We start from the raw sequence: 24,958 nt of genomic DNA on the forward strand, positions 1-24,958 counted from the left end.
GGGGGGGGGGGGGGGGGGGGGGGGGGGTGGGGGGGGGAAATTTTGGATTTTGGATTTTGCTGAGTAGGGTGGGTTAGGCCCTAGATGTCTGTGGGGAAGACGCTCGTTTAGGCAATGGCCGTAACCCACCATTCAAGGAATTGGCCACCAATCCACGCTTCGACAAGCTCAGCGACCAAAATTCAAAATCGCTAGGCGATCGCCATCGCCTTTCCCAGCGGGTCGTCGCAATACTCCGCCAGGTGGGGGCTGCGGTAGCCGTCGTTGCGCCAGAGAATGGGGAAAAAGCTCTCGTCCATTTCGGTGTGGCCCACCCGCTTGTAACGCCCGTAGATGTAGCCCTGGGGATTGGTGGGGTGAAACTCGGCGGCGGCGGGGATGGTGTGCAGGCCGATGCTGCGGAACATGCCTTCAGTGCGGGTGGTGGGGCCGAGGCCGTGCCAGGTGCGCCCGTGGTGAAAGGCGCAACCGCCAGCGGGCACATCGACAACGACCAGTTCGGGTTCAGGAACTCCGGCATTCTCAGCGGCCTGCAGCATGGCCCAGCGGTAGTCTTTGGTAGGGGCGTGAAACTCGCCCTCAACGTGGGAAATTGGCCACTTGTGGGAGCCTTTGGCGTAGACCAGAGTGCCGTCGGCGGCAGTGGCGCGATCGAGGGCAATCCAGCAGGTCATCATTTCGGCGGGCACCAGATAGTCAATGTAGACGCCGTCCTGGTGCATGGCGATCGCTTTGGCACCGGGCGGTTTCATCCATAAACTGTCCTGGCCTATACGAGCGCCATCCCAGCCCGCTAAGGTGGCGCTGAGGCGGCCAATTTCTGCCGACAGCACCAGGCTGGCGATGGTGCGATCGCTCTTCCAGCCGTTGCAGATTTCGCGGGTGATGTCGGGCAGGCTCATGCGCGGTCGCCAGTGCCACTCGTCTGGGAAAATGCCGGTTTCAAATTCGCCGTGGAACATGGGCTCCAGGCGACTGGCTAAGCGTTCGGCAAAATCGGCGGGCAGAAAGTTTTCCAGAATCAGAAAGCCATCAGTCTGGAACTGCTGAATCTGCGCCGGGGTGAGCTGAATCGGTTGATAGTCCATTGCAAACAGAGTCTCTGGGTGCAGGAAACACAGGGCTCGGGGCAGGGCACAGGAATGCCTCCTGGGTGGGCAGTGCCCACCCTACAGAGGGCGATCTCAAAATAAGCAACGTAGATTGGGTGCAGCGCTGGCGAAACCCTATAGATCTGGACCCTGCGCTGGGTTTCACCCAGCCTACGGGGCGAAATTTGACGCGACTTAGTTGACAAATTTGGGGGGTGCCCTATGTACTTGTCATAATAAGTTCTCCCCCCAAAGATTATGTGTCCCCCGTTACCCACCGCCGAATCTCTGACCAGCCTTACCGTCGAGCCGGGCATTTTGCATATCGCCACCAGCGACTTTGACGCTCGCCCCATGAGCTTTCTCACCGCCGAGGGCCACCGCACTGGCTACGAGCCCGAGCTAGCCCGCCACCTCTGCCAGCAGCTGGGGCTCACCCCGGTGTGGCACAACCTGCCCATGTTTGAGTTCTATACCTGCCTGTCAACCGGAAAATATGACGTGGTGTGGTTTAACCAGGCCATTACCCCCGATCGCCAGCAGGTAGTCGATTTCACTGAGCCCTACGGCCTGTTTGACGAAGCGGTGCTGGTCAAAAAAAGCAGCGGCATTGCCACCGTCGCAGACCTGGCCAACAAGCGGGTGGGAGGACTGGCCGACAGCACCAATATTGCCCTGGTCGAAGGATTTCCGGGTGCAAAAGCGGTTCCCTTCCCCGGTAGCGACCAGGTATTGCCCGAAATGCTGTCGGCCCTGCGGGCCGGAGATATCGACGCGCTAATTGACGACGAACTGGTGCTGGTAGTCGCCGCCGAAGAGGATGACTCCCTGGAGCTTGCCTTTAGCTTGCCAACGCGGGTGCCCTTTGCGATCGCCACCCCCAAAGTCAACCCCACGCTAAACGCCACGCTAAATGCTGCGATCGCCGCTGCCCTGGCCGATGGCACGATGGCCCAGCTCTGGGCCGAGTGGATTCCCTGGAAACCGTTCCCGTTCACCTAACCGCCATTATGACCAGGTGCCCGACGAAGCACGATCGTCAATGCTCTTGCCCTCCACCCCCTGCCCCCGTGCTAGGTTGAGAGGCAGCAAATTTTCGGTAGGCTATGCATAAAATTCCAGTCACTATCATCACCGGCTTTCTCGGAGCGGGCAAAACCACCCTGATCCGCCAGCTGCTGCAAAACCCCCAGGGTCGGCGCATTGCCGTGCTGGTAAACGAGTTTGGCGAAGTCGGTATCGATGGCGACCTGCTGCGCAGCTGCCAGGTGTGCGACGAAGATGAGCCCACTGCACCGGCCGCAACCAACATCCTCGAACTCACCAACGGCTGCCTCTGCTGCACGGTGCAGGAGGAATTTTTGCCCACCATGCAGCAGCTCATGACCCGCCGCGACCAGATCGACTGCATTGTAATTGAGACCTCTGGTCTCGCTCTGCCCAAACCTCTGGTGCAGGCTTTCCGCTGGCCCGAAATTCGCACCGCCGCCACCGTCGATAGCGTAGTTACTTTAGTAGATTGTCAGGCTCTGGCCGCAGGCGACCTGGTAGGCGATCTGCCCGCCCTAGAAGCCCAGCGCCAGGCCGACGACAGCCTCGACCACGAAACACCCCTCGAAGAACTGTTTGAAGACCAGCTCAACTGCGCCGATCTGGTGCTGCTGACCAAGGTGGATAAAGTCAGCGAGGGCGATCGCACCCGCATTGAAACCTGGCTCAGCCAGCAGCTCCCTCGTCCGGTCAAAGTACTGGGCCTAGCTGGGGGCGAGGGCAGCAGCCCCATCAGCCCCGACCTGCTGCTCGGCTTTAACGCCGCCGTCGAAGACAACCTCGACAGTCGCCCCAGTCACCACGACCATGAGCACGATCACGACCATGACGACGACATTGTGGCCATCCCGGTTGTGCTTAACCAGAGCTTTGACCCCAAGACACTGGTAAAACGTCTAGAACAGCTGGCCGCCGCCCACGAAATCTATCGCATCAAAGGCTTTGTGGATGTCCCCGACAAAGCCATGCGCCTGGTAGTCCACGGTGTCGGCCAGCGGTTTGACTCCTTCTTTGACCGGGCCTGGCAGCCCAGCGAACTCCGTCAAACCCGCCTGGTTGTCATCGGCAAAGATCTAAATGAAGCGGCCATTCGAGCCGCGATCGCTGCCTAAATCCAGTACCAGTCGTCTATGCCATCACGGCACCCTCAATATAACCACAGCCGTTTCCTAGCCCCTTTGGGGCAGCTGAGTGCCCAGCACTCGCTCCGCGAACGCCAACGACTGCGCTCAGAGAACGGCTTTTTTTGAGCAACTTTAGCTTGTAAACTACTTCATTCACCTACCCATCCCCCCACCTACCCGTACAACCCCGCCACCCACTCCCCATAGCCGTTGTAAATCACCGTCGGCTGCTCCTTCCAGGTAAACAGGGCCGTACTCTCGCCCACCAGCCGCTCCTTCGCCTGCGACCAGCGGGGATGGGGCACATCAGGCTCTACATTGGCCTCAAACTTATACTCGTTGGGGGCTAGCGTATTCCAGTAGGTGGCGGGCTGCTCAGCCACAAACTCAATTTTGACAATTGACTTGGCTCCCTTAAATCCATACTTCCACGGCACCACCATACGAATGGGGGCACCGTGCTGCTTGGGCAGGGTGCGCCCGTAGACCCCCACCGCAAAAAACGCCAGCTCGTTGGCCATTTCATCTACAGTGAGCCCCTCAGTGTAGGGCCACGGCAAGTCGCGGGCAAAGCCGAAGTTAGGACCAGGGTTAACCTCTGGATCGTAAAAGGAGGTAAACCGTACGTACTTTGCCGCCGCCGTCGGCTCCACCGCCGCCATCAAGGCTCGCATCGGAAAGCCAATCCACGGCACCACCATGGCCCAGGCTTCCACGCAGCGAAATCGGTAAATGCGCTCCTCTAGATCAAAGCGCTGGGTCAGGTCAGCCAGATTGTAGGTGGTTGGTTTTTTGACTAGCCCCGTCACCTCCAGCCGCCAGGGGTCCGTAGGCAGCGCCTGGGCCCTGGCCCAGATGTCTTTGCTGCCGCCAAACTCGTAAAAGTTGTTATAGCTGCTGGCATACTGCTGGGGCGTCGGCTCCCGCCCTGCATCGGCAAAAGCTTGATTACGAGGCACCCCCGGCAGCGGTTCTCCCAGGGTGCGCGCCAAGTCAGCATCTATGGTGGTGGAGCGCTGGCACCCTCCCGCCGAGGCCGCCGCCAAACCCACCCCAGCCCCTATCAACGAGGTCATAAACCGCCGCCGTCGCCAAAATATCCCCTCTGGGGTGACCCTAGAGTGTGGCTGTTGCCAGTTGGGCCGAGCCTTAAAGAAAACCATGCTTAAGCTCAAGGATGAGAGGAACGGCACTGGCGATCGCCAGCTCACTCTATCCTTTCACAGTCGATCTCTGTGTAGATGAGGCTGGGGTAAGAAAGCCGTCGCCAAGCTAACTACGCCTGGTCTAGCGAAAACTTATGTAACGTTTCCATCTTCGACCTGAGGAATATACCGAGAACACCGTCAGTAATCTCTGGGAATTCCACCATTTCTTCAAGCGAAGAAAAAAACCTGGGCCGGTTCTCCGCCAAAAACCAGGCCATTTAACCAAAAATTCACAGAGCTATGGACATTCCGTGAATAAGGCTGAATTCTTTATGGCACAAGGGTTAGCCCTTGCCCAGCACCACTTGCATCAGCCTTAGAAGCAGCGGTAGGCATCAATTTGTCGTCGTCGCCGCGACCACTTCTGAGAATAGAATCAGCAGATTCTATACTGAGTAAGCGAGTCCAGGCTAATCCGTAGTTCCGCTATTGTGAGCTTTCTCCTCTGACCTTAGGCTGATATCACGAGCACATGATTTTTACTTGCTGTCTATGCGCCGCCTTGTAACCAACCGCAATCGACAGAGACAGGGCAGCGGGCATCCGCCTGCACCTGCGATCGGTCGGGTGCTCACCTTGGGGTCAGGGCTACTCCGTTAGGGGCACAGTTCTCGGTTATCCAGTTGGATTTTGGACGTTTCCTGAAATCGCTATGGTCGCTACTTCTCGGTTTCAATCTAAAGGCAGCACTCTAGAGCTGCTGCGGCAGTATCAAAGCAACCCTGATCTCAACTTACGCAACCAGCTGGTACAGCTCAACATTGGTTTAGTACGCCGTGAAGCCTACCGCTGGCTACAGCAGTCGACCGAAACCTTTGACGACCTGATGCAGGTCGGCAGTCTAGGGCTAATTCGGGCCATCGAGCGGTTCGATATGGGCAAGGGCTATGCGTTCAGCTCCTTTGCTATACCCTATATTCGGGGCGAGATTCAGCACTACCTGCGCGACAAAAGCACCTCAATGCGCATTCCGCGTCGATGGCAGGCGCTGCAAAGCCAGTCAACCCGTGTGATTCGCCAGCTGCAAGTCGAGTTGGGCCGAGGTCCTACCGATGCAGAGATCGCTGTTGCTCTCGACATTTCAGTGGCCGAGTGGCAAGACGTCAAGCTAGCGAACCGCAACCGATCGCTGCTCAGCCTCGATGCCCCTGTGCAGGACGAAGAATCGGCTTGCCTAGGCGACTTGCTGCCCGACCTCAAATACAAAAGCTTTCAGCTAGCCCAGGAAGATCAAATCCGTTTGCAGCAAGCGCTGCATCAGCTTGAACAGCGCACTCGCGAAGTGCTGGAGTTTGTCTTTCTCTATGACCTAACCCAAAAAGAAACGGCCGAGCGCATGGGCATTAGCGCCGTTACCGTATCGCGGCGGGTCAAGCAGGGGCTCAGCCACCTTCAGACTCTAATGGTCTCTAACGAAGACGAAATTGCTTAAATCACGCTGTATCGGCAGGAAATGAACCGCATTGACAGAAGTGAGCTATCGTTGAGGAACATCGGCTCAGGAAGCAAGGAGGCTTGGCCATGGGGGCGATCGCGTTTTTGGTATTGTTTGTACTAGGTTTTTTGCTGGCTACTGTAGGCGGCATTATTGGTCTAGTAGACGCGTTTCGAGTTAGCCCAGTATGGGGCCTGCTCTCGCTGTTTGTGCCCTTTGTGCTGCTGGTTTACTGCATTAAGTTTTGGGGCCGCAAGTGGGCTCGCAACAGTCTGATTATGAGCCTGGGCGGTTTGGGGGTCATGCTGCTCTCTACGCCTCTGATGGGCGCTTTTCTGGCGCAGCGAGCGGGTCAACTTGGTCTATCTCCCGAAGAAGAGGTTCCTGCCGAAGGTACTGTAATTGAGCCTGTGCCTGTGCCCGACGAGCAGGCAGCTGCCGGTGAAGAATTTGCTGAACCTCTGGTGCCCGTTGCGCCTCAGCTATCGCCCATTGCTCGGGCCGATCTAATTCAATCTACCGACCCCAACGAGCGGCTACAGCAAATCAACAATAGCCGCATCGACCCCTTTGCGGCTGTGCCCGTGCCGCCGCCACCTCAGGTTGTGGCCCCGCCGACTCCACCCGGATCTCCCTCCCCCGGTGCTGGCACCCCAGCGGGGACGACTACCGCTGGTGGCGGCGGTGGCGCGGGCTCACCCGTAGCGGCAGCCCCTGGTACTCCTGGCGGCGGTGGTGCAGGCGGTAGCGCGGGCGCAGGTGCGGGCGCGACGCCTGGTTCTCCTGGTGGTGGGGGTCGGCCCGGTACACCGTCTCTGGCACCCTTGCCGGCACTGCCGCAGCCAACTTTAGCTGAAGCGGTGCTCGTAACCGGGGTGATGACCATTGGCAACGAAAACTTTGCGGTGGTAGAGACCTCTGCGGGTAGTCAGTACGTTAAGGCTGGTCAGCGTGTCGCGAATGGGCAAGTGCTGGTTAAGCGCATTGACGTGCGCGGTAGCGACCCAGTGGTGGTGTTTGAACAAAACGGGATTGAAGTGTCTCGTCCGGTGGGTGCCGCTCCGGCGACCGCTGCCGACGAACAACCTTCTGCCTGAGTCTGGCCCGGCTCATTCTGTAGCTTAACGTTTGAAGCAAGCCCTGGGCCTAGGCCCAGGGCTTTGCTATGGCGCTACAGCCCTGCACCCCGTAACAAGTCGTGTCAGAATGTGAATTGCTCGACTTGGTGTGAATTATCTATGCCGCTTGAAACGGTTATTTGGCAGGGGTTGTGGGGTGCGATCGCGATTGTGATAGCAGAGGCCCTGCGCGATGTATACCACGTGGTCAGCCACTACTGGCCTCCGCTAATGCGGCTCCACAACTGGCACCATCGAGCCTACAAAAAAGACTTTACCCCCGTTAGCCCGACCCTCTACCGTCAGGCCCAGCTTTATAACGATGCTCCTGAGGCCATTGTCATGGCTGGGGCACTGGCCGGGTTAGCCATTTCCACGGGTGTGGCCGGGCTGTGGATCGGTTCGCTCTACGGCCTGAGCTTTTTGGTAGCGGCGATCGCCCGTTCGCAGGGCTGGTTGCTGACCACTGACCTCACCCACGAGCCCGGCGAGCTAACAACTATTCCCGGCAACTGGCGAGTCAACCGCACCTATCACTGGCGGCACCATTTTGACGACACCAACGCCTACTTTGCTGGCTACTTGACCTTTCTAGATAAGATCATGGGCACCGCTGTTTCCCTCAAGGGTAAAACCGTTGCCGTCACTGGCGCATCTGGCACGATGGGCCGCGCCCTGCTGCAGGAACTAGCCCGACAAAAGGCCCGCCCCATTGCCCTCACCACCTCAGCCGACGCGACCTTTGTCGATGGCATTCTCTGCTGGCAATGGCAGCCTGGGGCCGAAGACGACCTGCGCGAAGCCTTGAAGAAGGTGGACATTCTAATTCTCAACCACGGGCTGAACGTCCACGGCGATCGCACCCCCGCAGCCATCCACACCTCCCTGGAGGCCAACGCCCTCTCGGGCTATCGCCTCATGGACGTTTTCTTTAGCACCGTAGAAACCTCTCCCCAGCGGGCCACTAAAGAAGTTTGGGTGAATACCTCCGAGGCCGAAGTCAGCCCGGCCTTTAGCCCGCTGTATGAGGTGTCTAAGCGGCTGATGGGCGATCTGGTCAGCCTGCGGCGACTCGATGCCCCCTGCGTGGTGCGCAAGGTCATTTTGGGGCCGTTCAAGAGTAACCTCAACCCGATTGGGGTGATGTCTGCCGACTGGGTAGCCTGGGCGGTGGTGGCGTTGGCCAAGCGCAACGTGCGCAACATCATCGTCACCGTTAACCCGCTGACCTATCTAATTTTTCCTATTAAAGAACTGGCTCAGGGTGTTTACTTTCGCCTTTTTACCCGCCACAAGGGAAACGAGAGCAATTAACCAGGGGGGAAGCGCACATCCCTGATGCCTATACCTCGGGGATGTGCCAGGGCCGCTGTCTCCAGCCGACTTGCCGTTTTGCCGCCGATGTATCGATCTGGGGCATATGACGTTCGACCAGCACTACGGTGTCTTGCACTAGTGCTTCCAATTGAAGGGCTGCGACGGACGGCTCTTGGTAAAACAGACCTTCCAGCCGAACGGCAAGATTTGGTGGGGCAATATCCATTTGTTGAATAAATTTGCCCATGCGCTTGAACTGAAATGTTGAGAAGTACAGGCGGTTCAACCCAGACAGCACGCCAAGAATGTTTTGGGCTGACTCAACCAAAATTTGGTAGTACCAGAGGGTGGCATCCCGCCGAGACAGCTTATCCTGCACGCCCCACAAAGGAAAAAATTTGAGATGGTGCTCTATCACGGCCTGGGCGAGCTGTTCAGGATAGTTTGCGATGTTGTCTTTCCACCGCTGAATCAGGGCTTCTCCGTGGAGCGGAATGCCGATCAAGGTGCCGTGCAGCATTTTCATAATGCCGGGTTGAACCTGAAATTTTTCAAGGACGGTACTCATTTCTGCTTCCCACTGGGCGATCGCGGTATGGGCAAACTGGCATTCCACTCCGTTTAGCCTGAACGTTTCACCGAAGGCACCCATTTGGCGATCGCCCAAAATCTCAACCAGTTCTGCACCCCGATTTTGCTGCCGCGCCTGGTCTAGCTCGGCGGTAGTGGGCAGTTCATCGTAGTACAGCATCACGTCGCAGTCTGAGAACTCGTCGCATCGCCCCTCTGCCACCGAGCCTGTGATCATCACAGCTCTGGTCTTTGGGTTAGCGATGTAGGGTTTGAGGCTGCGATGGACTAATTCCAACAGGTACTGCGTTCTATCGGCCATAGCTGCTGTGGCTGAGATAGGGGTATTGGTGTTGATCTAATGGGCTGCACTGAATTTTTCTGAGGGGTTTGAACAAGCGTTGCTAGCTGCGGTTAAAGAACTCGACCTGGGGCAGGCGAGGGTCGCTGACCATGCCCAAACCCTGAAAATCCCAGCGGTTGATCAGGGGTTTGAGGCTGGAGGCGGTAATGGTTTCGATCGCGAATTTGTCGCTCAGCTCAGGGGCGTGGGCATTGAGGTAGCTGAGGGCGTCGTAGTCGGCGGTAAACACCAGCAAAAACCCAGTGGGCGGGGGCTGATCAGGGCTGCTGCCGTGGGGACGGGCAACCAGATAGCTGCCGTCGGCGCGCGATCGCAGCAGGTAGTAAAGCTGAGAAACCATAATCTCGCCGCCCTAGTTGATATCTGACAGGCGAATGCGCGGGTCTACAAAGCTCAGCACCAGATCGGCCAGCAGATTGCCAACGATCAGCAATACCGCGCCCATAATCAGGCTGGCCATCACCAAATATAAATCCTGGGCCTGGACCGCTTCGAGAGTTAGTTTCCCTAAACCAGGCCAGTTGAAGTAGGTTTCGGTAATAAATGCACCGCCCAGCAGGCTAGCAAACTCAAACCCGAGGAGCGTGATTAGCGGATTCACCGCGTTGCGCAAGGCATGGACATAGATCACGCGGTTTTCTGATAACCCTTTGGCCCGAGCCGTTTGAATATAGTTTTGCCGCAGTACATCGAGCAGCTGCCCGCGGGTAATGCGCTGGAGCCCAGCAAAGCCGGTAATGCTGAGAGCCAGAGTCGGCAAAATCAGGTGCCAGCCCACATCGACAAGCTTGCCAAACCAGTTCAGGTCGTCATGGATAATGCTGGTGCGACCGCCAATGGGGAACAGCGGCGCTACGCTTTGGGCAAAAAACAGCAGCAGCAGGCCGGTCACAATACTGGGCATACCCTGCCCCAGGTAGCTCAGCACCCGCAACCCTTTATCAACAGGTCGGTTTTGGTTGACAGCGCCCACAATGCCCATGGGGAGAGCGACTAGCCAGGTGACCAGAAAAGCCGCCAAAGACAGCAGCAGCGTGTTGGGCACTCGCTCCCACAGCAGGTCAACCACCGGGCGCTGGTAGGCAAAGCTGAGGCCGAAGTTGCCGTGGAAAATCACCTGGTAGAGCCAGTTGAGGTACTGCCGCCACACCGGCTGGTCGAGGCCAAACTGGGCTTCAATTTGAGCCAGGGTTTCGGGAGAAAACTGGGGGCTCTGGCGGTACTGGTCGAGGAAGTTGCCCGGGGCCAGCTGAATGACAAAAAAGCTGAGTGCTGAGGCCAGCAGCAGCGTTAGCGCCGCCTGCAGCAGACGCTTCACCACGTAGAGCACGGTTTCGCTGGTGGCAAAGGTCACCAGGCGGTCCCAGGGACTAACCAGCGGGCGGCGGGGCGTAGAAGACTGAGCCATTCTCAAACACAGAGAAATAAAGAGTTGTCTGTGGTGATTCTAAACCAATCGCGCCTGTCCTATCGGTGCGGGTTGCTTAAGCAAGGGCTAAGGTCTGGGCTGGCTGACAGAGTTGGCCCCCTCTGCAACGCCCCTTTGCAACATTAGATTGCTGACTTGAGCTATTAAGCAGTCCATCATCTTTGATGTTTATATATCCCTTTAAGGAAGCGCTCAAATGCGGCGCTAAGCGCATTCCTACGGCAGTTAATTTTGGCCCCATTGATCTGAATCAATGGCTAATTTTACTGCGTCAAAACTCAGCCTATCAGCTCCTGATCAAGCCCCAATCGCAAACCATTTTTCCCAATCGGGATTCTCCTATGACCGCCCTTGAAGCCTCCTCAACTCAAGTCAGCACCCTGATGCTAATGGCTCCTCTTTCGGGCCAGATGGTGCCCCTCGAAACGGTGCCTGACCCGGTGTTTGCCCAAAAAATGGTGGGCGATGGCGTATCTATCGATCCGCTGAGTCAGGTATTGCTGGCTCCCTGCGATGGTGAGGTTGTGCAGTTGCACAGTGCCCACCATGCGGTGACGATCAAAACGGCTGAAGGCATTGAGGTATTGATGCACATTGGCCTCGATACGGTGGCGCTGAAGGGAGAAGGGTTTCTGCCTAAGGTCAAAGTGGGGGACAGGGTCAAAACCGGCGACATGCTGATTGAGTTTGACGCTGATTATGTGGCCCTGCACGCCCGCAGCCTGCTGACTCAAGTTGTAATTACCAACAGCGATCGCGTGGCCGAGTTTAGGCCAGCTAGCGGGTTGGTCAACGCCGCTCGCGACTCGGTGCTGCAGCTGGTGCTGACCGCAGGCGCGGCGGCTGAAGACAGCGCAATGGGGTCAACGGTTACCTCTCAGGCGATCATTATTCCTAACCCGGTGGGTCTGCACGCGCGGCCAGCGGCGGTGCTGACCCAGCTGGCGAAAAAGTATCAGTCGAGGGTTCGCATTTACCGCGGCAGCGACAGCGCCAATGTGCGCAGCGTAGTCGCTATTTTGGGGCTAGAGATAGGCCGGGGCGACACGGTGACGCTGGAGGCCACAGGCGCAGATGCCGGGGCCGCGATCGCCGAACTCGAAGCCGCTGTGCGCAACGGTTTGGGTGAAGCTGGAGCCATCCCGGTCACGGCAGCGGCGGCCAGCGTTGCCCAGGCCGATATCTCGGCCCCAGCGCCTCGGCCCAAAAGCGACGACCCCAACATCATCTTGGGTGTAGCGGCTTCGCCAGGGGTGGCGGTCGGCAACACCTACCGTCAGCGACGGCAGGAGATTCGTGTGGCAGAAGCGGGCGAAAGCCCCCGCGAGGAGCATCGCCAGCTCGACCAGGCGCTCGATCAGGCGATGCTGGAAATTGAGAGTCTGCGGGCCAAGGTGCATGGCCAGGGCGACCCCAGCAAGGCGGCTATCTTCGCCGCCCACCAGGAGCTGCTGGAAGATCCGGAGCTGTTGGAAATGGTCGACAGTGCGATCGACCAGGGCAAGAGCGCCGCCTTTGCCTGGCAGCAGACCTACACCGCCCAGGCCGATCAGCTGGCCAGGCTCAAGAGCGAGCTACTGGCTCAGCGGGCGAACGATTTGCGCGATGTGGGCGATCGCGTGCTGCGCCTGCTCACGGGCGTCAAAGCAGAAACTTTGGTTCTTCCGGCCAATACTATTTTGCTGGCCGAAGACCTCACCCCCTCGGATATGGCGAATCTGGACCCGACGCGAGTGGTGGGGTTTGCCACGGTGGCGGGCGGGGCGACGTCTCATGTGGCAATTTTGGCGCGATCAATGGGCATACCGGCGATCGCGGGTGTCGAGCCCCGCATTCTCGATCTGGCGGATGGTACGCCAGTCATTCTCGATGGCACTAAGGGACGCATTCAGCTCAACGCCTCGGTCGCCGAGCTGGAGCAAACCCAGAACCGCATCGCGCGTCAGCAGGCGAAGCAGGCGAAGGATCTGAAGCAGGCTTTTGAACCGGCGATTACTCAGGATGGGCGGTCCATTGAGGTGGTCGCCAATATCGGCAGCCAAAAAGATGCCGAAGACTCGCTCAAGGTGGGCGGCGAGGGGGTGGGTCTGCTGCGGACGGAATTTATCTTTATGGAGGCCAGTACTGCCCCCACGGAGGATGAGCAGGAGGTGATCTATGCCGACATTTTGCGGGTGCTGGGCCGCGATCGCCCCATGATTATTCGCACGCTAGATGTGGGCGGCGACAAACCTCTGCCCTACCTGGCGATGGCCCATGAGGAGAATCCGTTTTTAGGGGAGCGGGGCATTCGCCTGGGCTTCGATCGCCCTGAGCTGCTGCGCACCCAGTTTCGCGCCATTCTCAAGGCCTCTGTTGCTGGAAAGGCGCGGGTCATGTTTCCGATGATCGCCCGTCTGGAGGAGCTGGAGATGGCCAAGGCGGTGATGGAAGAGGAGCGGCAAAAGCTGGGGGTACCTACGATCGAAATTGGCATCATGGTCGAGGTGCCGGCAGCGGCGGTGTCTGCGGAGCGTTTTGCCCAGCATGTCGATTTCTTTTCGATTGGCACTAACGACCTGACTCAGTACACTCTGGCGATGGATCGGGGCCACCCCAAGCTGGCCCCCTATGTGGATGCCCTCAACCCCAGCGTGCTGCGGATGATTGACCTGACAGTGCGGGGGGCCGACAAGCACGGCAAGTGGGTGGGGGTCTGCGGGGGAGTAGCGGGTGATCCGCAGGCGGTGCCTATTCTCCTTGGGCTGGGGGTGAAGGAACTGAGCGTTAGCGTGCCGGTGATACCAGCAGTGAAGGCTCAGGTGCGTGCCCTGACGATGACTCGCTGCCAAGATTTAGCTCAGCAGGCGCTGAATTTGGATTCTGCCGCCCAGGTACGCGACCTGGTACCGCTGGAGGAGGCTTAGGGTGCATTCGGCGGCAAGGGTCGCGCGCGGTGCTATTCCCCTTGGCCCCGCCAATGCACCGTCTTCGAGAAGTCAAAGCGCCGTAGGGTGGGCACCGCCCACCATGAACTACGCGGCATTCAGATCAACTGCTTGGGGAAGTGCGGCGCACAACTGGGGGTAAAAGCCAGGCCTGCTGCTGGGGCCATTTCGCTGGCCCCAGCCCCCCATCGACCAGGGCGTTACGCCGCCCTGGACCCACGTAAAGGACTGGCTGATCATCGGTTTAAACCTTTGTTGGGTCATAAGCTTGTCAGCAGCCAAAAACCCTGCGGTTCTCATCCCCACCCTTCAGGAAGCCGCTTCGCATCCCATCACCTCATCACCCTATCCCCGCATTCCTCCATTCCCTCACCTATCTACTCATCCACTCAACCACCCCCTACCCATCCACTCCCTACCCTCCTTATGAACATCAAAACCACTTGGAACCACGCCTTCGGGCTGCTGCAAAAAATGGGGAAGTCGCTCATGCTTCCTGTGTCGGTGCTGCCGGTGGCGGGGCTGCTGCTGGGCCTGGGCAGCGCTCGCCTGATCGAGCTACAGCAGATTGAGCAGGGCATTCTCAGCGATCCGAAGTTTTGGTGGCTGCCGGAGTGGCTGGCGGCGATTATGAAAAGCTCGGGGGACGCTATTTTTGCCAGTCTGCCGCTGATTTTTGCGATCGCCGTTGCAATTGGCTATACCGGCAATGATGGCGTTTCGGCCCTGGCGGCTACGGTGGGGCTGATGGTGTTTCTCGCTACCCTGGGGACGGTTGCGGCTGGCCTGGGCCTGGAAACGAAGGCGGTGCTTGGCATTCCAACGTTGGATACGGGGGTGTTTGGCGGGCTGATTATGGGCTGTATTGCGGCCTATATGTTCAACAAGTTCTTTCGGATTAGCCTGCCGCGCTACCTGGGCTTTTTTGCGGGCAAGCGGTTTGTGCCCATCATTACGGCTTTTGCCGCCATTCTCACCGGGCTGGTAATGAGCGTGATTTGGCCGCCGATTGGGGCTGGCATCAACAGCTTTGCCCAGGCGGCGGCAGAAGGCGGGAATATTCCGCTAACGGTGGCCATTTACGGTTTTATCGAGCGCCTGCTGATTCCCTTTGGCCTGCACCACGTGTGGAACGTGCCCTTTTTCTTCGAAATTGGCTCCTTTCAAGACCCGATTACCGGCGAGATGGTGCGGGGCGACATTGCTCGTTTTTTTGCGGGCGACCCCACGGCGGGCATTTTGGGCGGGGCCTACTGGTTTAAGATGTTTGGTCTGCCAGCGGCGGCGATCGCGATCTGGCACAGCGCCAAGCCCAAAAACCGTAAGCAGGTCGGCGGTCTAATGATTTCGGCGGCTCTGACCTCGTTCCTGACCGGCATCACCGAACCGATTGAGTTTTCGTTTTTGTTTGTTGCGCCCCAGCTGTTCGCCATTCACGCCGTGCTGGCCGGGTTTGCCGACTGGTTGTTTGTCACCCTGGGCGGACGCATGGGCTTTACCTTCTCCCACGGGCTGATCGACTTTGTGCTGTTCAACGGCTTGGGCACGCGGGTGTGGCTCATCCCGGCGCTGGCTCCGTTCTTTGTGGCGCTGTATTACGCTGTGTTTCGCTTTGCCATTCACCGCTTCAACCTGATGACCCCAGGCCGCGAGGAAGATGTCGAGGTGGATGAATCGACTGCCGCTATTACTGGAGATAAAGCTGAAATGGCGAAGGCTCTGGTGCTAGCCTTTGGCGGTCGCAGCAACATTAAAAACCTGGATGCCTGCATTACCCGCCTGCGGGTAACAGTTGACGATATTGCCAAGGTTAACGTGCCTCGCCTCAAGGCGTTGGGAGCCTCAGGCGTGCTGCAAATGGGGCAAAATGCCCAGGCCATTTTTGGCCCTCAGTCTGACAATCTCAAAACCGATATGGCCGATTACCTCAAAACCGCAGGCTCCGAAGCCGACGCGGTGGAGGTACCCGCTGAAGGTTTTGTCGATCAAACCTCTCCCGATTTGGCCAAAATTCCCGCCGATCCGCAGGCGGCTGAGAAGGCGGCGGCTATGGTTGCGGCCCTGGGCGGTGCCAACAACATTCGCACCGTTGACCCCGTGGCCCTGACCCGGCTGCGGGTGGAGGTGACCGACCCCGCTGTAGTCGATGAAGCGGCCCTGCAATCGGCGGGGGTGCAGGGCATGATGCGCCTGCAGGATAATGTTCTACATCTGGTGACAGGTCTAAATGCTGAGCAGTACGCCGCTGAAATTGCGAAACAGCTGGCGGCCAGAGTCTAGATCTGCCGCCCAGCGGTAAAGCGCCTTAGGACATCGCTCACCACAACGCTGGTAAATCTTTTCAGCCGATCGGTTGAGGTGGGCAAGCAGGGTTTCGGCAGGCGATGGTGGCCTGGGGAGGAAGGTGCAGGTGGGGGGCGATCGCAGCCCCAAATAGCCACAAAAAACCCCAGCCGTCCAAAGCTGGGGTTGTAGGTTAAATGACTAATTCAACGATTTGATTTAAGGTTTTGATTTAAAGGTTTGATTTATGAGAATGCGTTAGCGCTGGCTTTGCTCCGGCAACTTTCTTGACCCATCAGGTTTTGCCTACAGGGATCGGTCAGTGAACCGTAACATTGTCAACACTGCATAAAGTGTATGTTAGCTCAACATTGACTGCCGTTACAAAGACTACGGTTAAATAAATCAAAAAAAAGCGCTGCTGAGTTCTGGCCATCGTTGAAGTAGCCCCAACAGCCAGCGATATTTAGAGGCCTACAGAGCGTGCGGCAGATAGTATTTTTGCGCTGTTGCGACGGCCAATTGTTACAGCTCAACGTGAGCAAAGCTCTTAGCGAATTTCACGGGCGGCGTTGTAGATTTTTTCGTTAGCCTGGACTGACTTGTACAAATCTACTACCGGACGTGGGTAGTCAACACCAATATTTACCCCAAAGCGCTTTTGCTCAACCGGCTGAAGTTTCCAGGGTTCGTGTACTTTTGCGGCGGGGACATTTTTTAATTCGGGCAGCCAGTGTTTGACGTAGAGGCCCTCAGGGTCATAATCCTTCGCCTGCTTGGGAATGTTGAAGTAGCGAAAGCCCCGCGCGTCGTTGCCAACTCCGGCGGTGTAGTTCCAATTTCCATAGTTGCTGCACACGTCGTAGTCAATGAGCAGTGACTCAAACCACTCGGCCCCCATGCGCCAGTCGATGCCCAAATTTTTGGTTAAAAAGCTGGCCACATTCTGTCGGCCCCGGTTAGACATAAACCCTGAGTTGGCCAGTTCGCGCATATTGGCATCGACTAAAGGGAAGCCCGTTTCGCCATTTCGCCAGGCGTCAAAACGCGGCCAATCCTGTTTCCAATCGATCTGTAGCCCTCGCAAACCAGACGGATAAAACACGCGATCGCCGTGTTTAGCGCAGATAAAGCGAAAGTAGTCGCGCCACAGCAGCTCAAAGATTAGCCAGTAGGTAGAATCGTTGCGAATGCGATCGGCTTCGTAGTCCTGCACGGTTTCGTAGACGCGCCGGGGAGACAGGCAGCCCAGGGCCAGCCAGGCCGAGAGCTTGGCCGAATAGTTGGCCCCCACCATACCGTTGCGGGTTTGCTTGTAGATTTTGAGGCAGTCGGCTTCCCACACGTAGTGGTTGAGGCGCTCCAGGCCAGCGGTTTCGCCGCCCGTAAAGGTGAGCACGGCACGGCTGTCTGGAGTCGGTGGTTCGAGGCCAAAATCGGCCAGCGTGGGCAGCGGCCCCGGCTCGATCGCGGGCAGCGGCGGCAGTTTGACAGGGGTGGGCAGGGATACATCGACCGTGCTGTGCTGCTCTACTTTTTTGCGGAACTGGGTGAATACCTCGGGCAGGCGAGCGATCGCAAAAGGCAGGTTATCGGGATGGTAAAGGGTGGCCCCCCAGTACACCTCGCTAGGGCAGCCCTGCGCCGCCAGCTTGCTTTCTAGGGCCTGCTCGACCTGCCGTTCCTCAGCGGTGACTTCCTCGTGCCAGTAGACGGTTTCTATGCCGTGGGCCTTGACCAGCGCTGGAATAATCTCCTCAGGTTTGCCGACCCGGACGATGAGATCGCTGCCCAGCGCTTGCAGCGATCGCCGCAAATCGGCCACGCTCTCCAGCAAAAACTGGGCTCGATACGCCCCCGTTTTGGCAAAACCAAAGGATGTCTGCCCAAACTGGCGCGGGTCAAAGCAGTAGAGCGGCGCGATCGGCTGCCCCGCCCGGATCGCCTCATCGATAGGCTGATGGTCGTGGAGGCGAAGGTCGTTGCGAAACCAGACGAGGGAAGGCATAGGCGCAAGGGCTGGGGCAGTGAATCACATTATTAAGTATTCTAAAGAACTATTAACTTCAGTGCAGGAGCTTGGCATCTATGGCAATTCGAGTTGGCGACCCGGCCCCCGATTTTACGCTGCCCAACCAGAAGGGTGAATCGGTAACGCTCAGCAGCTATCAAGGCCAAAGGGCGGTGGTGCTATACTTCTACCCCAAGGACGACACCCCCGGCTGTACGGTAGAATCGTGCTCGTTTCGCGACAGCTACGAAGACTTTGCGGCAGCGGGTGCCGAGGTGATTGGCATCAGCAGCGACTCGCCCGACTCGCATCGGTTGTTTGCCAACAAGCACAATCTGCCCTTTACCTTGGTCAGCGATGCCAACGGGGCGGTGCGAAAGGCCTACGGTGTACCGGCTACCCTGGGGCTACTGCCGGGTCGGGTGACCTACGTGATCGATCGCGAGGGCGTAGTGCGCCACATCTTTAATTCGCAGTTTAACCCCAAAGGCCACGTAGCCGAGGCTATGGGCATTTTGAAAACCTTACCAGCAGCGTGATTATGGAACTTCAGCCCCACCACAGCGATTTTGTAGCCTGCCTGACGGCCCTGGAGGAGGCGATCGCCGGTCTCTGGTACCCCAGTGAAACCGATGCCCCCCTGGCAATCGCCATCTACGCCGACCCCAACTTCGATGCCACCAGCCTGGGCCACCAGCTCGGCGTCAAAGCGGATACCTTCGAACAGCGGCCAGCGGACGACTTCTTTCGCCGGATATTCGACAACTTCTACTGGAGCACCCCCCAGGGCGGCAACCTGACCCAGCGGTATAAGCGTTTGCAGGAGGTGTTGCAAGCACACCTACAGGATCTGAATTTCTACCGGGTGGGGGCTGTAGATGTGAATTTGTATCTGCTGGGTCGCCACCCTAGCGGCTGCTATGTCGGCGTTTATACCCACATGATCGAAACCTAGAAGACAGTCACCGTGTTGTGCCTTACCCGCTTAGATTGATAGACCTGAGTGGGTGAGAAAAAGTAGGGTAATGAAGGATTCGTTGAGGGGTGTAACCCTGCCACAGAGCCATCCAAAATCTAAAATCTCCCATCCAAAATCTTTTGCCTAGAGTATTTCATCGTGGTCACTCCGCTCAGATAACGGTAGCCTAACGGTAGAAATCGAGGCACAAATCCATGGCTTTTCAAACCCCGGACTGGGTGAAGCACGCTGTCTTCTACCAGATCTTTCCCGATCGGTTTGCCCGTACCCAGCGGCATCTCGATTCCCCCGCCATGGCCGTATCACTAGAACCCTGGGAAACACCCCCCACTCCCTTTGGCTACAAAGGCGGTGACCTGTGGGGCGTGGCTGAACAACTCGACTACCTGGCAGATCTAGGTGTTACCGCCATCTACATGACGCCGATTTTTCAGTCGGCCTCTAACCATCGCTACCACACCCACGACTACTACCAGGTCGATCCGCTGCTGGGGGGAAACCCGGCCTTTTTTGATTTGCTCGAGGCGGCCCACGCCAAAAACATGAAAGTGGTGCTCGACGGCGTGTTTAACCACTGTAGCCGCGGCTTTTTCTTCTTTAACGACATTCTTGAAAACGGCCCCAACTCCCCCTGGCTGGAGTGGTTTGCGGTCGAAGGCTGGCCGCTGTCGGCCTACGACGGGTCGCTGCCGGCTAACTACACCAGCTGGGTCGACAATCGCGCCCTGCCTCAGTTCAAACACGACCACCCAGCGGTGCGCGAGTACCTGATGCGGGTGGGCGAGTACTGGGTGCGCCAGGGCATTGATGGCTGGCGGCTGGATGTGCCCTTTGAGGTGAAGACGGAAGGGTTTTGGCAGGAATTCCGCGATCGCATCAAGGCCATCAACCCCGATGCCTACATCGTGGGCGAAGTGTGGACTGACGCCCGCCAGTGGCTCGACGGCACCCAGTTTGACGGGGTGATGAACTATTTGTTTACGGGGCCGACGATCGCCTTTGCAGCGGGCGATCGCGTTCGCATGGACCTGGTAGAAGATCCCCACTACTACCCCTACCCCGCCCTGAATGCGACAGGCTACGCCGACAAAATTCAGCACCTGCTGGGGCTTTACCCCTGGGAAATTCAGCTCACCCAGCTCAATTTGCTCTCCAGCCACGACGTGGCCCGCATTTACTCGGTTGTGGGAGAAGACGACGCCAGCATGGTGCTCTCAACCCTGCTGCTGTTTACCTTTCCGGGTGCGCCCAGCATCTACTACGGCGACGAGGTGGGCCTGCCGGGTGAGCTTGACCCCGACTGCCGCCGCACCTTTCCGCCCCAAAAAGACTGGCACCAGGACATGCTCAAAGTGCACCGCGAGCTGATTGCCCTGCGCCATCGCTACCCGGCCCTGCACACCGGCACCTACGAGGTGCTGCACGCCGAGGGCATGGGCTACGTCTTTAGCCGCAGCCTGGGGGGCGATCGCGTCATTGTGGCGCTAAACCCCGGCGACCAGGCTACGGTCACCCTATCCGCCGATGCCCTCAGCCCAGCGGTCAAGGCTGCCGAGCAGGTCTTCGCCTACCACGGGGCCACCTGGGACAACGACAGCCTGACGCTGCCCCCGCGCTCTGCCATGGTCGTAACCGCAGCGTAGGCAGGGCGGTTGATCGGTTTAGGTTCCTAAGGGGTGTGATCAATTAACGGTTGAATGCCTGAGAACCAGGGACTTCAGCCCCTAGCCTGTTTTTTGGAAGTCGGGCGTGACAAGGCTTCTAATACAGGCTTTTAGCCAGAATTGATGACGCGCACTGGGCTAGGTGTGGTGCATTGCTGCGCGAATGCACCCTACGCCCCATCCCCCTATTATCCTCATCCCCTCATCATCCTCATCCCCTCACCTTCCCCAATACCTATCCCTCAGAACGGCGCTGGCGAATCTTGGCGATAAAAAATTCCTCCAGGGTGGGGCGGGTCTGCTGTAGCGCAATCAGGTTGCCCCCCATCACTGGAATTTGCTTAGTAAAGTCGTAGGGGTCGCCCTTGATGTGGCCGCGCCAGAGGTCGCCCTGCACGGTCATCTGATCGAGCCAGGGCTCAAGCTCAGCTATGCGCCCGCCGCGACCCCTGACCACGTACTGGTCGGCGGTGCCCAGCAGGTCATCCAGGCTGCCTTTGGCGATTAGCTCGCCCTGGTCGAGAATGGCCATGCGATCGCAGATCACCTCCACATCCGACAAAATATGGCTGTTAAAAAAGATCGTCTTGCCCTCCCGCTTCAGGGCCAAAATAATCTCCCGCACCTGAAACCGCCCGGTGGGGTCAAGCCCCGACATCGGTTCATCTAAAAACACCACATCGGGGTCGTTGATTAACGCCTGGGCCATGCCCACCCGCTGCACCATGCCCTTCGAGTACTGGCGCAGCTGCTTCTTTTTGGCGTCGGCCTGGGACAGCCCTACCAGGTCGAGCAGTTCGGTAATGCGGCGCTGCTGGGCCGCCCGCGACAGGCCAAACAGCCCGGCGGTATACTGCAAAAACTCCCAGCCGGTCAAAAAGTCGTAGAAGTAGGCGTTTTCGGGCAGATAGCCAATCCGCTGCTTGACGGCGCTCTCACCGAGGGGATGGTCCAGCAGCGTGGCGCTACCCGCCGTCGGGCGAATGATGCCCAGCAAGATTTTCAGCAGGGTGGTTTTGCCTGCTCCGTTGGGGCCGAGCAGCCCAAACGTTTCGCCCTGGTAGACGTTGAGGGTGCAGTTTTGCAGCGAGGTGACCTTTTGGTTGAGCCAAAACCCGGTGCGATAGGCTTTGGTTAACCCCTGGGTCTGCACCACGGCGGGGCGATTGTCTGGCAGACGGTTGTCTAACTGGGTAGGATCAGTCGGTAGCAATGGAGCGCTCATAGAAACCGTGCTAAGACCAAATAGACGACAATCATAATTAAGGACTCACTCTTTAGAGTAACCCTCCGAAAACAGAGTACCCTCCGAAAACAGAGTACCCTCCGAAAACCTCTCCCTTGCCAGGGGGCAATTTAGCTCCCGCTGTGCCAGGGTAAACGTATGGAGTCAGTATCTTTAACCGCCTGCAGCGCTAAGGCAGGCCGCTTAGGGAATACGCTTAGCTTAGGTCTCATTTCACGCCTCAATCGATAAATTGCTCTTATTTGCGCTATGGATCGCTTTAAGCTAGATCGTTCAAAATTGGTCGCGGTGATTACGGGGGTAATCTCCCTGCTGCTGGCGGTTGGTTATCTTGTGCTGGTTCAAATTCTGGACTTTCGCGGCGACATGGTGCCCGCCCCCCTGTCTACCCTAATAGGGTTGCTGAGTCCAGTTTTTGAACTCATAACCTAGGGGCTGAGAAGAGACTACAGCCAGGGTTAAGCGGTCTGTCGCCCCCAGTCCTAAAAGCGGTAGGGCAGCCGTTGCTGGGTTAAGCCTAGGTAATCGGATACCTCTATTGGTATTCTAGAGTGCGCCTAGACAGTCCTCTTTTGAGATGGCCCTCTTTTAGGATAGGGAGGTATTGCTGTCTGTTTCGCCGTTGTTTTACTGCTGTAATCGTTCTGGCTATGGTGCCGCTTGAGCCACGATCAAGTCTGCTGCCTCCAATTTTTTCCTTCTTCCAGCCGAAGGTTTGGCGGTCATTTCTTAGGCAATGGATAGGTGGTGTCAGTATGGCGTTTGAGCCAGGGCAGTTCCTGGGTTCCATGTCTACCGCTGGCAGGGGTACTTCTCCTTTAGATTTCTCAGGGCTGTGGATATGTTGAACCAAACTGTGCAGACGTCGCTACAGCCCCTAACAACGATCAAAACTTTTACAGAACTACTGACCTGGCGGGCTGAGCAGGCTCCCCAGGGCATAGCCTACCGTTTTTTGGCGGAGGGCACCCCCGAAACCGCCCAGACTATGACCTACGGGGCGCTACAGCAGCAGGCCCAGGCCATTGCGGTACTGCTGCAAGACCTAAACTGCCAAAACCAGCCGGTGCTGCTGCTCTACCCTGCCGGGCTCGACTACATTGCCGCCTTTTTTGGCTGTCTTTACGCCGGGGCGATCGCCGTGCCCGCCTATCCGCCGCGCCCCAACCGCTCGCTCGATCGCATCCAGGCTATGGTGCAGGATGCCGGAGCCACCGTGGCCCTGACCGACAACGCCACCCTGCAAAAGCTGGAGCGGCGGCTGGCTGAGACTCCCCAGCTGCGATCGCTCTACTGCCTCAGCACCGATGGTCTGCAGCCCGGCCTGGCCCGGCAGTGGCGGCCCCCGGCCATCGATTCTTCTACCCTGGCCCTGCTGCAGTACACCTCAGGCTCAACCGCTCTGCCCAAGGGGGTGATGATCAGCCACGACAATCTGCTGCACAACTCTGAGCTGATTGGCCGCTGCTTTGGCAATACCGCCGAGAGTCGAGGGGTTTCCTGGCTACCGCCTTACCACGACATGGGGCTGGTCGGCGGTATTTTGCAGCCGCTGTACGTGGGGGCGGAAATGACGCTGATGGCCCCGGTCTCGTTTTTACAGCGCCCGGTGCGCTGGCTAGAGGCGATTTCCCACTACCGGGCCACCACCAGCGGCGGACCCAATTTTGCCTACGACCTCTGCGTGCGTAAAACCAACCCAGAACAGCGACGGGCGCTGGATCTCAGCCACTGGCAGCTGGCCTTTAGCGGGGCCGAGCCCGTGCAGCAGGCCACCCTGACTCAGTTTGCCGCAGCCTTTGCCGCCAGTGGCTTTCGCCCCCAGGCCTTTTACCCCTGCTACGGCATGGCTGAAACCACCCTGCTGGTGACCGGGGAGGCGGTGCAGACGGAGCCCAAGCACCTGATTCTCAAAGCGAGCGATCTGCAGCAAAACCGGGTCACCCTGGTGGATGCTGGCGATGATGATGCGGCGCGTCCGATCGTCAGCTGTGGCCCCCCGGCGATCGCCAACCAGGTGTGCATTGTTGACCCCGACAGCCATCGGCTCTGCCCTCCCAACTCCATTGGCGAAATCTGGGTGCGCTGGTCTCGCAGCGTGGCCCAGGGCTACTGGCGACGAGAAGCCGCCACCCGCGAGGCCTTTGAGGCCACCCTGGCCGATGGGACCGTGGCCGATGGGTCCGGGGGGCCGTTTCTGCGCACGGGCGATCTGGGTTTTCTCCACGGCGACGACCTCTACGTTACGGGTCGCCTCAAGGATTTGATTATCATTCGGGGCCGTAATCACTATCCCCAAGATATCGAAGCTACGGCAGAACAGGCCCATCGCGCCCTGCGCCAGGGCAGCGGGGCGGCTTTTTCGGTGGTGTGGGACGACACCGAGCACCTGGTGATTGTCCATGAACTGGAGCGCAGCGCCCTGCGCACCGCTGACCCCGAGGCCATTTTCACCGCCCTGCGCCGCCAGGTGGCCGAGCACCATGACCTACAGGTAGGAGCGATCGCCCTGCTCAAGCCCAACGCCATGCCCAAAACATCCAGCGGCAAGGTGCAGCGCCATCTGTGCCGATCGATGTTTTTAGCCGGGCAGTTCGATGTGGTCCACGGCTGGCCTGCGGCAGAGGCCAGTCAGGCCCTGGCTACCGCAGAGGCCCTAAACGCTGAAGCGCACCTCGATGACATGGTTGAGCCCGTGGCCGAGAGCCCGTCTGGGGCAGAGGCCAGGTCAACGGCCTTGACCGCTGCCCCGTCGCCGACCCCGCTGATGACCGCTGATGCGATCGCCGATTGGATGGTGAGCTGGCTGGCCAGTGCCCTGAGAGTGCCCAAGCACACCCTCGATGTGCGCCAACCCCTGGCGGAGCACGGGCTTGACTCCCTGGCGGCGGTGGAGCTAGCAGAGGCGCTGGAATCAGCCCTGGGGATACCCCTCTCGCCCACCCTGGCCTATGAGTACCCCACCATAGAAGCGCTGTCGGTCTATTTGGCTTCGGCTCGCGACACCGCCACTGTCGCCGACCCCTTAGTGGAAGCCGTTGACCAGCGGGAATTGGAGCAAATTGTCAGAGAACTAGAGCTGCTGTCTGATGCAGAGGTGCAAGCCCTGCTGGGCAGACAGAGTCATTAAACAACGGAGCGT

Annotated in this window: 19 protein-coding genes; 12 read left to right on the top strand and 7 right to left on the bottom strand. The window is 58.3% G+C overall.

Going from position 1 to position 24,958, the window contains the following annotated elements; all coding sequences use genetic code 11:
• Positions 1-191: 191 nt before the first annotated feature.
• Positions 192-1,088, bottom strand: coding sequence for a phytanoyl-CoA dioxygenase family protein (locus ACQ4N7_RS19710; protein ID WP_430713199.1), 897 nt, complete (start codon positions 1,086-1,088; stop codon positions 192-194).
• A gap of 261 nt (positions 1,089-1,349) precedes the next feature.
• On the opposite strand from ACQ4N7_RS19710, the gene ACQ4N7_RS19715 reads away from it, so the two are divergent.
• Complete coding sequence (locus ACQ4N7_RS19715) at positions 1,350-2,093, top strand: substrate-binding periplasmic protein (RefSeq protein WP_430713200.1); 744 nt, start codon at positions 1,350-1,352, stop codon at positions 2,091-2,093.
• Between the two features lie 104 nt (positions 2,094-2,197).
• The gene (cobW, locus tag ACQ4N7_RS19720) at positions 2,198-3,253 is read left to right on the top strand and encodes a cobalamin biosynthesis protein CobW (protein WP_430713201.1); all 1,056 of its coding nucleotides are present in this window, start codon (positions 2,198-2,200) and stop codon (positions 3,251-3,253) included.
• Between the two features lie 185 nt (positions 3,254-3,438).
• Here cobW and msrP read toward each other — a convergent pair whose 3' ends face one another.
• Positions 3,439-4,428 carry a protein-methionine-sulfoxide reductase catalytic subunit MsrP gene (gene msrP, locus ACQ4N7_RS19725; RefSeq protein ID WP_430713202.1) on the bottom strand — a complete coding sequence of 330 codons (990 nt, stop codon included), beginning with the start codon at positions 4,426-4,428 and terminating at the stop codon, positions 3,439-3,441.
• A gap of 697 nt (positions 4,429-5,125) precedes the next feature.
• On the opposite strand from msrP, the gene ACQ4N7_RS19730 reads away from it, so the two are divergent.
• The 3 genes from ACQ4N7_RS19730 (at position 5,126) to ACQ4N7_RS19740 (ending at position 8,340) form a co-directional block, all read left to right on the top strand.
• Positions 5,126-5,905 (top strand): RNA polymerase sigma factor SigF, encoded by a 780-nt coding sequence (locus tag ACQ4N7_RS19730; protein ID WP_430713203.1) that lies wholly within the window; start codon positions 5,126-5,128, stop codon positions 5,903-5,905.
• A gap of 89 nt (positions 5,906-5,994) precedes the next feature.
• Positions 5,995-7,005, top strand: a complete 1,011-nt coding sequence (locus tag ACQ4N7_RS19735) for a hypothetical protein (RefSeq protein ID WP_430713204.1) — start codon at positions 5,995-5,997, stop codon at positions 7,003-7,005.
• 141 nt (positions 7,006-7,146) lie between these two features.
• On the top strand, positions 7,147-8,340 hold the full coding sequence (locus ACQ4N7_RS19740) for a bifunctional sterol desaturase/short chain dehydrogenase (RefSeq protein ID WP_430713205.1): 1,194 nt from the start codon (positions 7,147-7,149) through the stop codon (positions 8,338-8,340).
• Positions 8,341-8,368: 28 nt separating this feature from the next.
• Here the strand turns inward: ACQ4N7_RS19740 and ACQ4N7_RS19745 are convergent, their stop codons facing one another.
• The 3 genes from ACQ4N7_RS19745 to ACQ4N7_RS19755 all read right to left on the bottom strand — a co-directional run bounded on the left by ACQ4N7_RS19745 (position 8,369) and on the right by ACQ4N7_RS19755 (position 10,685).
• Positions 8,369-9,235: a hypothetical protein gene (locus ACQ4N7_RS19745; RefSeq protein ID WP_430713206.1), complete on the bottom strand. Its 867-nt coding sequence runs from the start codon at positions 9,233-9,235 to the stop codon at positions 8,369-8,371.
• Positions 9,236-9,317: 82 nt separating this feature from the next.
• Positions 9,318-9,617: a hypothetical protein gene (locus tag ACQ4N7_RS19750; protein WP_430713207.1), complete on the bottom strand. Its 300-nt coding sequence runs from the start codon at positions 9,615-9,617 to the stop codon at positions 9,318-9,320.
• Positions 9,618-9,629: 12 nt separating this feature from the next.
• A complete protein-coding gene (locus ACQ4N7_RS19755; RefSeq protein ID WP_430713208.1) occupies positions 9,630-10,685 on the bottom strand; it encodes an ABC transporter permease in 1,056 nt (351 codons plus the stop codon).
• Between the two features lie 362 nt (positions 10,686-11,047).
• On the opposite strand from ACQ4N7_RS19755, the gene ptsP reads away from it, so the two are divergent.
• Both ptsP and ptsG read left to right on the top strand, forming a co-directional pair.
• Positions 11,048-13,612, top strand: coding sequence for a phosphoenolpyruvate--protein phosphotransferase (gene ptsP / locus ACQ4N7_RS19760; RefSeq protein WP_430713209.1), 2,565 nt, complete (start codon positions 11,048-11,050; stop codon positions 13,610-13,612).
• Positions 13,613-14,059: 447 nt separating this feature from the next.
• Positions 14,060-15,913, top strand: coding sequence for a glucose-specific PTS transporter subunit IIBC (ptsG, locus tag ACQ4N7_RS19765; protein ID WP_430713210.1), 1,854 nt, complete (start codon positions 14,060-14,062; stop codon positions 15,911-15,913).
• 553 nt (positions 15,914-16,466) lie between these two features.
• On the opposite strand, the gene ACQ4N7_RS19770 is transcribed toward ptsG, so the two are convergent.
• Complete coding sequence (locus tag ACQ4N7_RS19770; protein ID WP_430713211.1) at positions 16,467-17,924, bottom strand: DASH family cryptochrome; 1,458 nt, start codon at positions 17,922-17,924, stop codon at positions 16,467-16,469.
• A gap of 80 nt (positions 17,925-18,004) precedes the next feature.
• Here ACQ4N7_RS19770 and ACQ4N7_RS19775 point away from each other — a divergent pair, with 80 nt between their 5' ends.
• From ACQ4N7_RS19775 to ACQ4N7_RS19785, 3 genes are all read left to right on the top strand, one after another.
• Complete coding sequence (locus ACQ4N7_RS19775; RefSeq protein WP_430713212.1) at positions 18,005-18,466, top strand: peroxiredoxin; 462 nt, start codon at positions 18,005-18,007, stop codon at positions 18,464-18,466.
• A 2-nt stretch (positions 18,467-18,468) separates the two neighbouring features.
• Positions 18,469-18,882, top strand: coding sequence for a nuclease A inhibitor family protein (locus ACQ4N7_RS19780; RefSeq protein ID WP_430713213.1), 414 nt, complete (start codon positions 18,469-18,471; stop codon positions 18,880-18,882).
• 218 nt (positions 18,883-19,100) lie between these two features.
• Positions 19,101-20,549: a glycoside hydrolase family 13 protein gene (locus ACQ4N7_RS19785; protein WP_430713214.1), complete on the top strand. Its 1,449-nt coding sequence runs from the start codon at positions 19,101-19,103 to the stop codon at positions 20,547-20,549.
• 256 nt (positions 20,550-20,805) lie between these two features.
• Here the strand turns inward: ACQ4N7_RS19785 and ACQ4N7_RS19790 are convergent, their stop codons facing one another.
• Complete coding sequence (locus ACQ4N7_RS19790; RefSeq protein ID WP_430713215.1) at positions 20,806-21,795, bottom strand: ABC transporter ATP-binding protein; 990 nt, start codon at positions 21,793-21,795, stop codon at positions 20,806-20,808.
• 270 nt (positions 21,796-22,065) lie between these two features.
• On the opposite strand from ACQ4N7_RS19790, the gene ACQ4N7_RS19795 reads away from it, so the two are divergent.
• Both ACQ4N7_RS19795 and ACQ4N7_RS19800 read left to right on the top strand, forming a co-directional pair.
• Positions 22,066-22,248, top strand: a complete 183-nt coding sequence (locus ACQ4N7_RS19795; protein WP_430713216.1) for a hypothetical protein — start codon at positions 22,066-22,068, stop codon at positions 22,246-22,248.
• 409 nt (positions 22,249-22,657) lie between these two features.
• On the top strand, positions 22,658-24,946 hold the full coding sequence (locus ACQ4N7_RS19800; RefSeq protein ID WP_430713217.1) for an AMP-binding protein: 2,289 nt from the start codon (positions 22,658-22,660) through the stop codon (positions 24,944-24,946).
• The last annotated feature ends 12 nt before the right edge of the window (positions 24,947-24,958 follow it).

Origin of the sequence: Nodosilinea sp. AN01ver1 (genome assembly GCF_050565655.1) — a bacterium.
Lineage (GTDB): Bacteria > Cyanobacteriota > Cyanobacteriia > Phormidesmidales > Phormidesmidaceae > Nodosilinea.

Bases quoted from the DNA above. Each gene is read 5' to 3' on its own strand.
- ACQ4N7_RS19710 (WP_430713199.1), bottom strand. From the start codon at position 1,088: ATGGACTATCAACCGATTCAGCTCACCCCGGCGCAGATTCAGCAGTTC.
- ACQ4N7_RS19715 (WP_430713200.1), top strand. From the start codon at position 1,350: ATGTGTCCCCCGTTACCCACCGCCGAATCTCTGACCAGCCTTACCGTC.
- cobW (WP_430713201.1), top strand. From the start codon at position 2,198: ATGCATAAAATTCCAGTCACTATCATCACCGGCTTTCTCGGAGCGGGC.
- msrP (WP_430713202.1), bottom strand. From the start codon at position 4,428: ATGGTTTTCTTTAAGGCTCGGCCCAACTGGCAACAGCCACACTCTAGG.
- ACQ4N7_RS19730 (WP_430713203.1), top strand. From the start codon at position 5,126: ATGGTCGCTACTTCTCGGTTTCAATCTAAAGGCAGCACTCTAGAGCTG.
- ACQ4N7_RS19735 (WP_430713204.1), top strand. From the start codon at position 5,995: ATGGGGGCGATCGCGTTTTTGGTATTGTTTGTACTAGGTTTTTTGCTG.
- ACQ4N7_RS19740 (WP_430713205.1), top strand. From the start codon at position 7,147: ATGCCGCTTGAAACGGTTATTTGGCAGGGGTTGTGGGGTGCGATCGCG.
- ACQ4N7_RS19745 (WP_430713206.1), bottom strand. From the start codon at position 9,235: ATGGCCGATAGAACGCAGTACCTGTTGGAATTAGTCCATCGCAGCCTC.
- ACQ4N7_RS19750 (WP_430713207.1), bottom strand. From the start codon at position 9,617: ATGGTTTCTCAGCTTTACTACCTGCTGCGATCGCGCGCCGACGGCAGC.
- ACQ4N7_RS19755 (WP_430713208.1), bottom strand. From the start codon at position 10,685: ATGGCTCAGTCTTCTACGCCCCGCCGCCCGCTGGTTAGTCCCTGGGAC.
- ptsP (WP_430713209.1), top strand. From the start codon at position 11,048: ATGACCGCCCTTGAAGCCTCCTCAACTCAAGTCAGCACCCTGATGCTA.
- ptsG (WP_430713210.1), top strand. From the start codon at position 14,060: ATGAACATCAAAACCACTTGGAACCACGCCTTCGGGCTGCTGCAAAAA.
- ACQ4N7_RS19770 (WP_430713211.1), bottom strand. From the start codon at position 17,924: ATGCCTTCCCTCGTCTGGTTTCGCAACGACCTTCGCCTCCACGACCAT.
- ACQ4N7_RS19775 (WP_430713212.1), top strand. From the start codon at position 18,005: ATGGCAATTCGAGTTGGCGACCCGGCCCCCGATTTTACGCTGCCCAAC.
- ACQ4N7_RS19780 (WP_430713213.1), top strand. From the start codon at position 18,469: ATGGAACTTCAGCCCCACCACAGCGATTTTGTAGCCTGCCTGACGGCC.
- ACQ4N7_RS19785 (WP_430713214.1), top strand. From the start codon at position 19,101: ATGGCTTTTCAAACCCCGGACTGGGTGAAGCACGCTGTCTTCTACCAG.
- ACQ4N7_RS19790 (WP_430713215.1), bottom strand. From the start codon at position 21,795: ATGAGCGCTCCATTGCTACCGACTGATCCTACCCAGTTAGACAACCGT.
- ACQ4N7_RS19795 (WP_430713216.1), top strand. From the start codon at position 22,066: ATGGATCGCTTTAAGCTAGATCGTTCAAAATTGGTCGCGGTGATTACG.
- ACQ4N7_RS19800 (WP_430713217.1), top strand. From the start codon at position 22,658: ATGTTGAACCAAACTGTGCAGACGTCGCTACAGCCCCTAACAACGATC.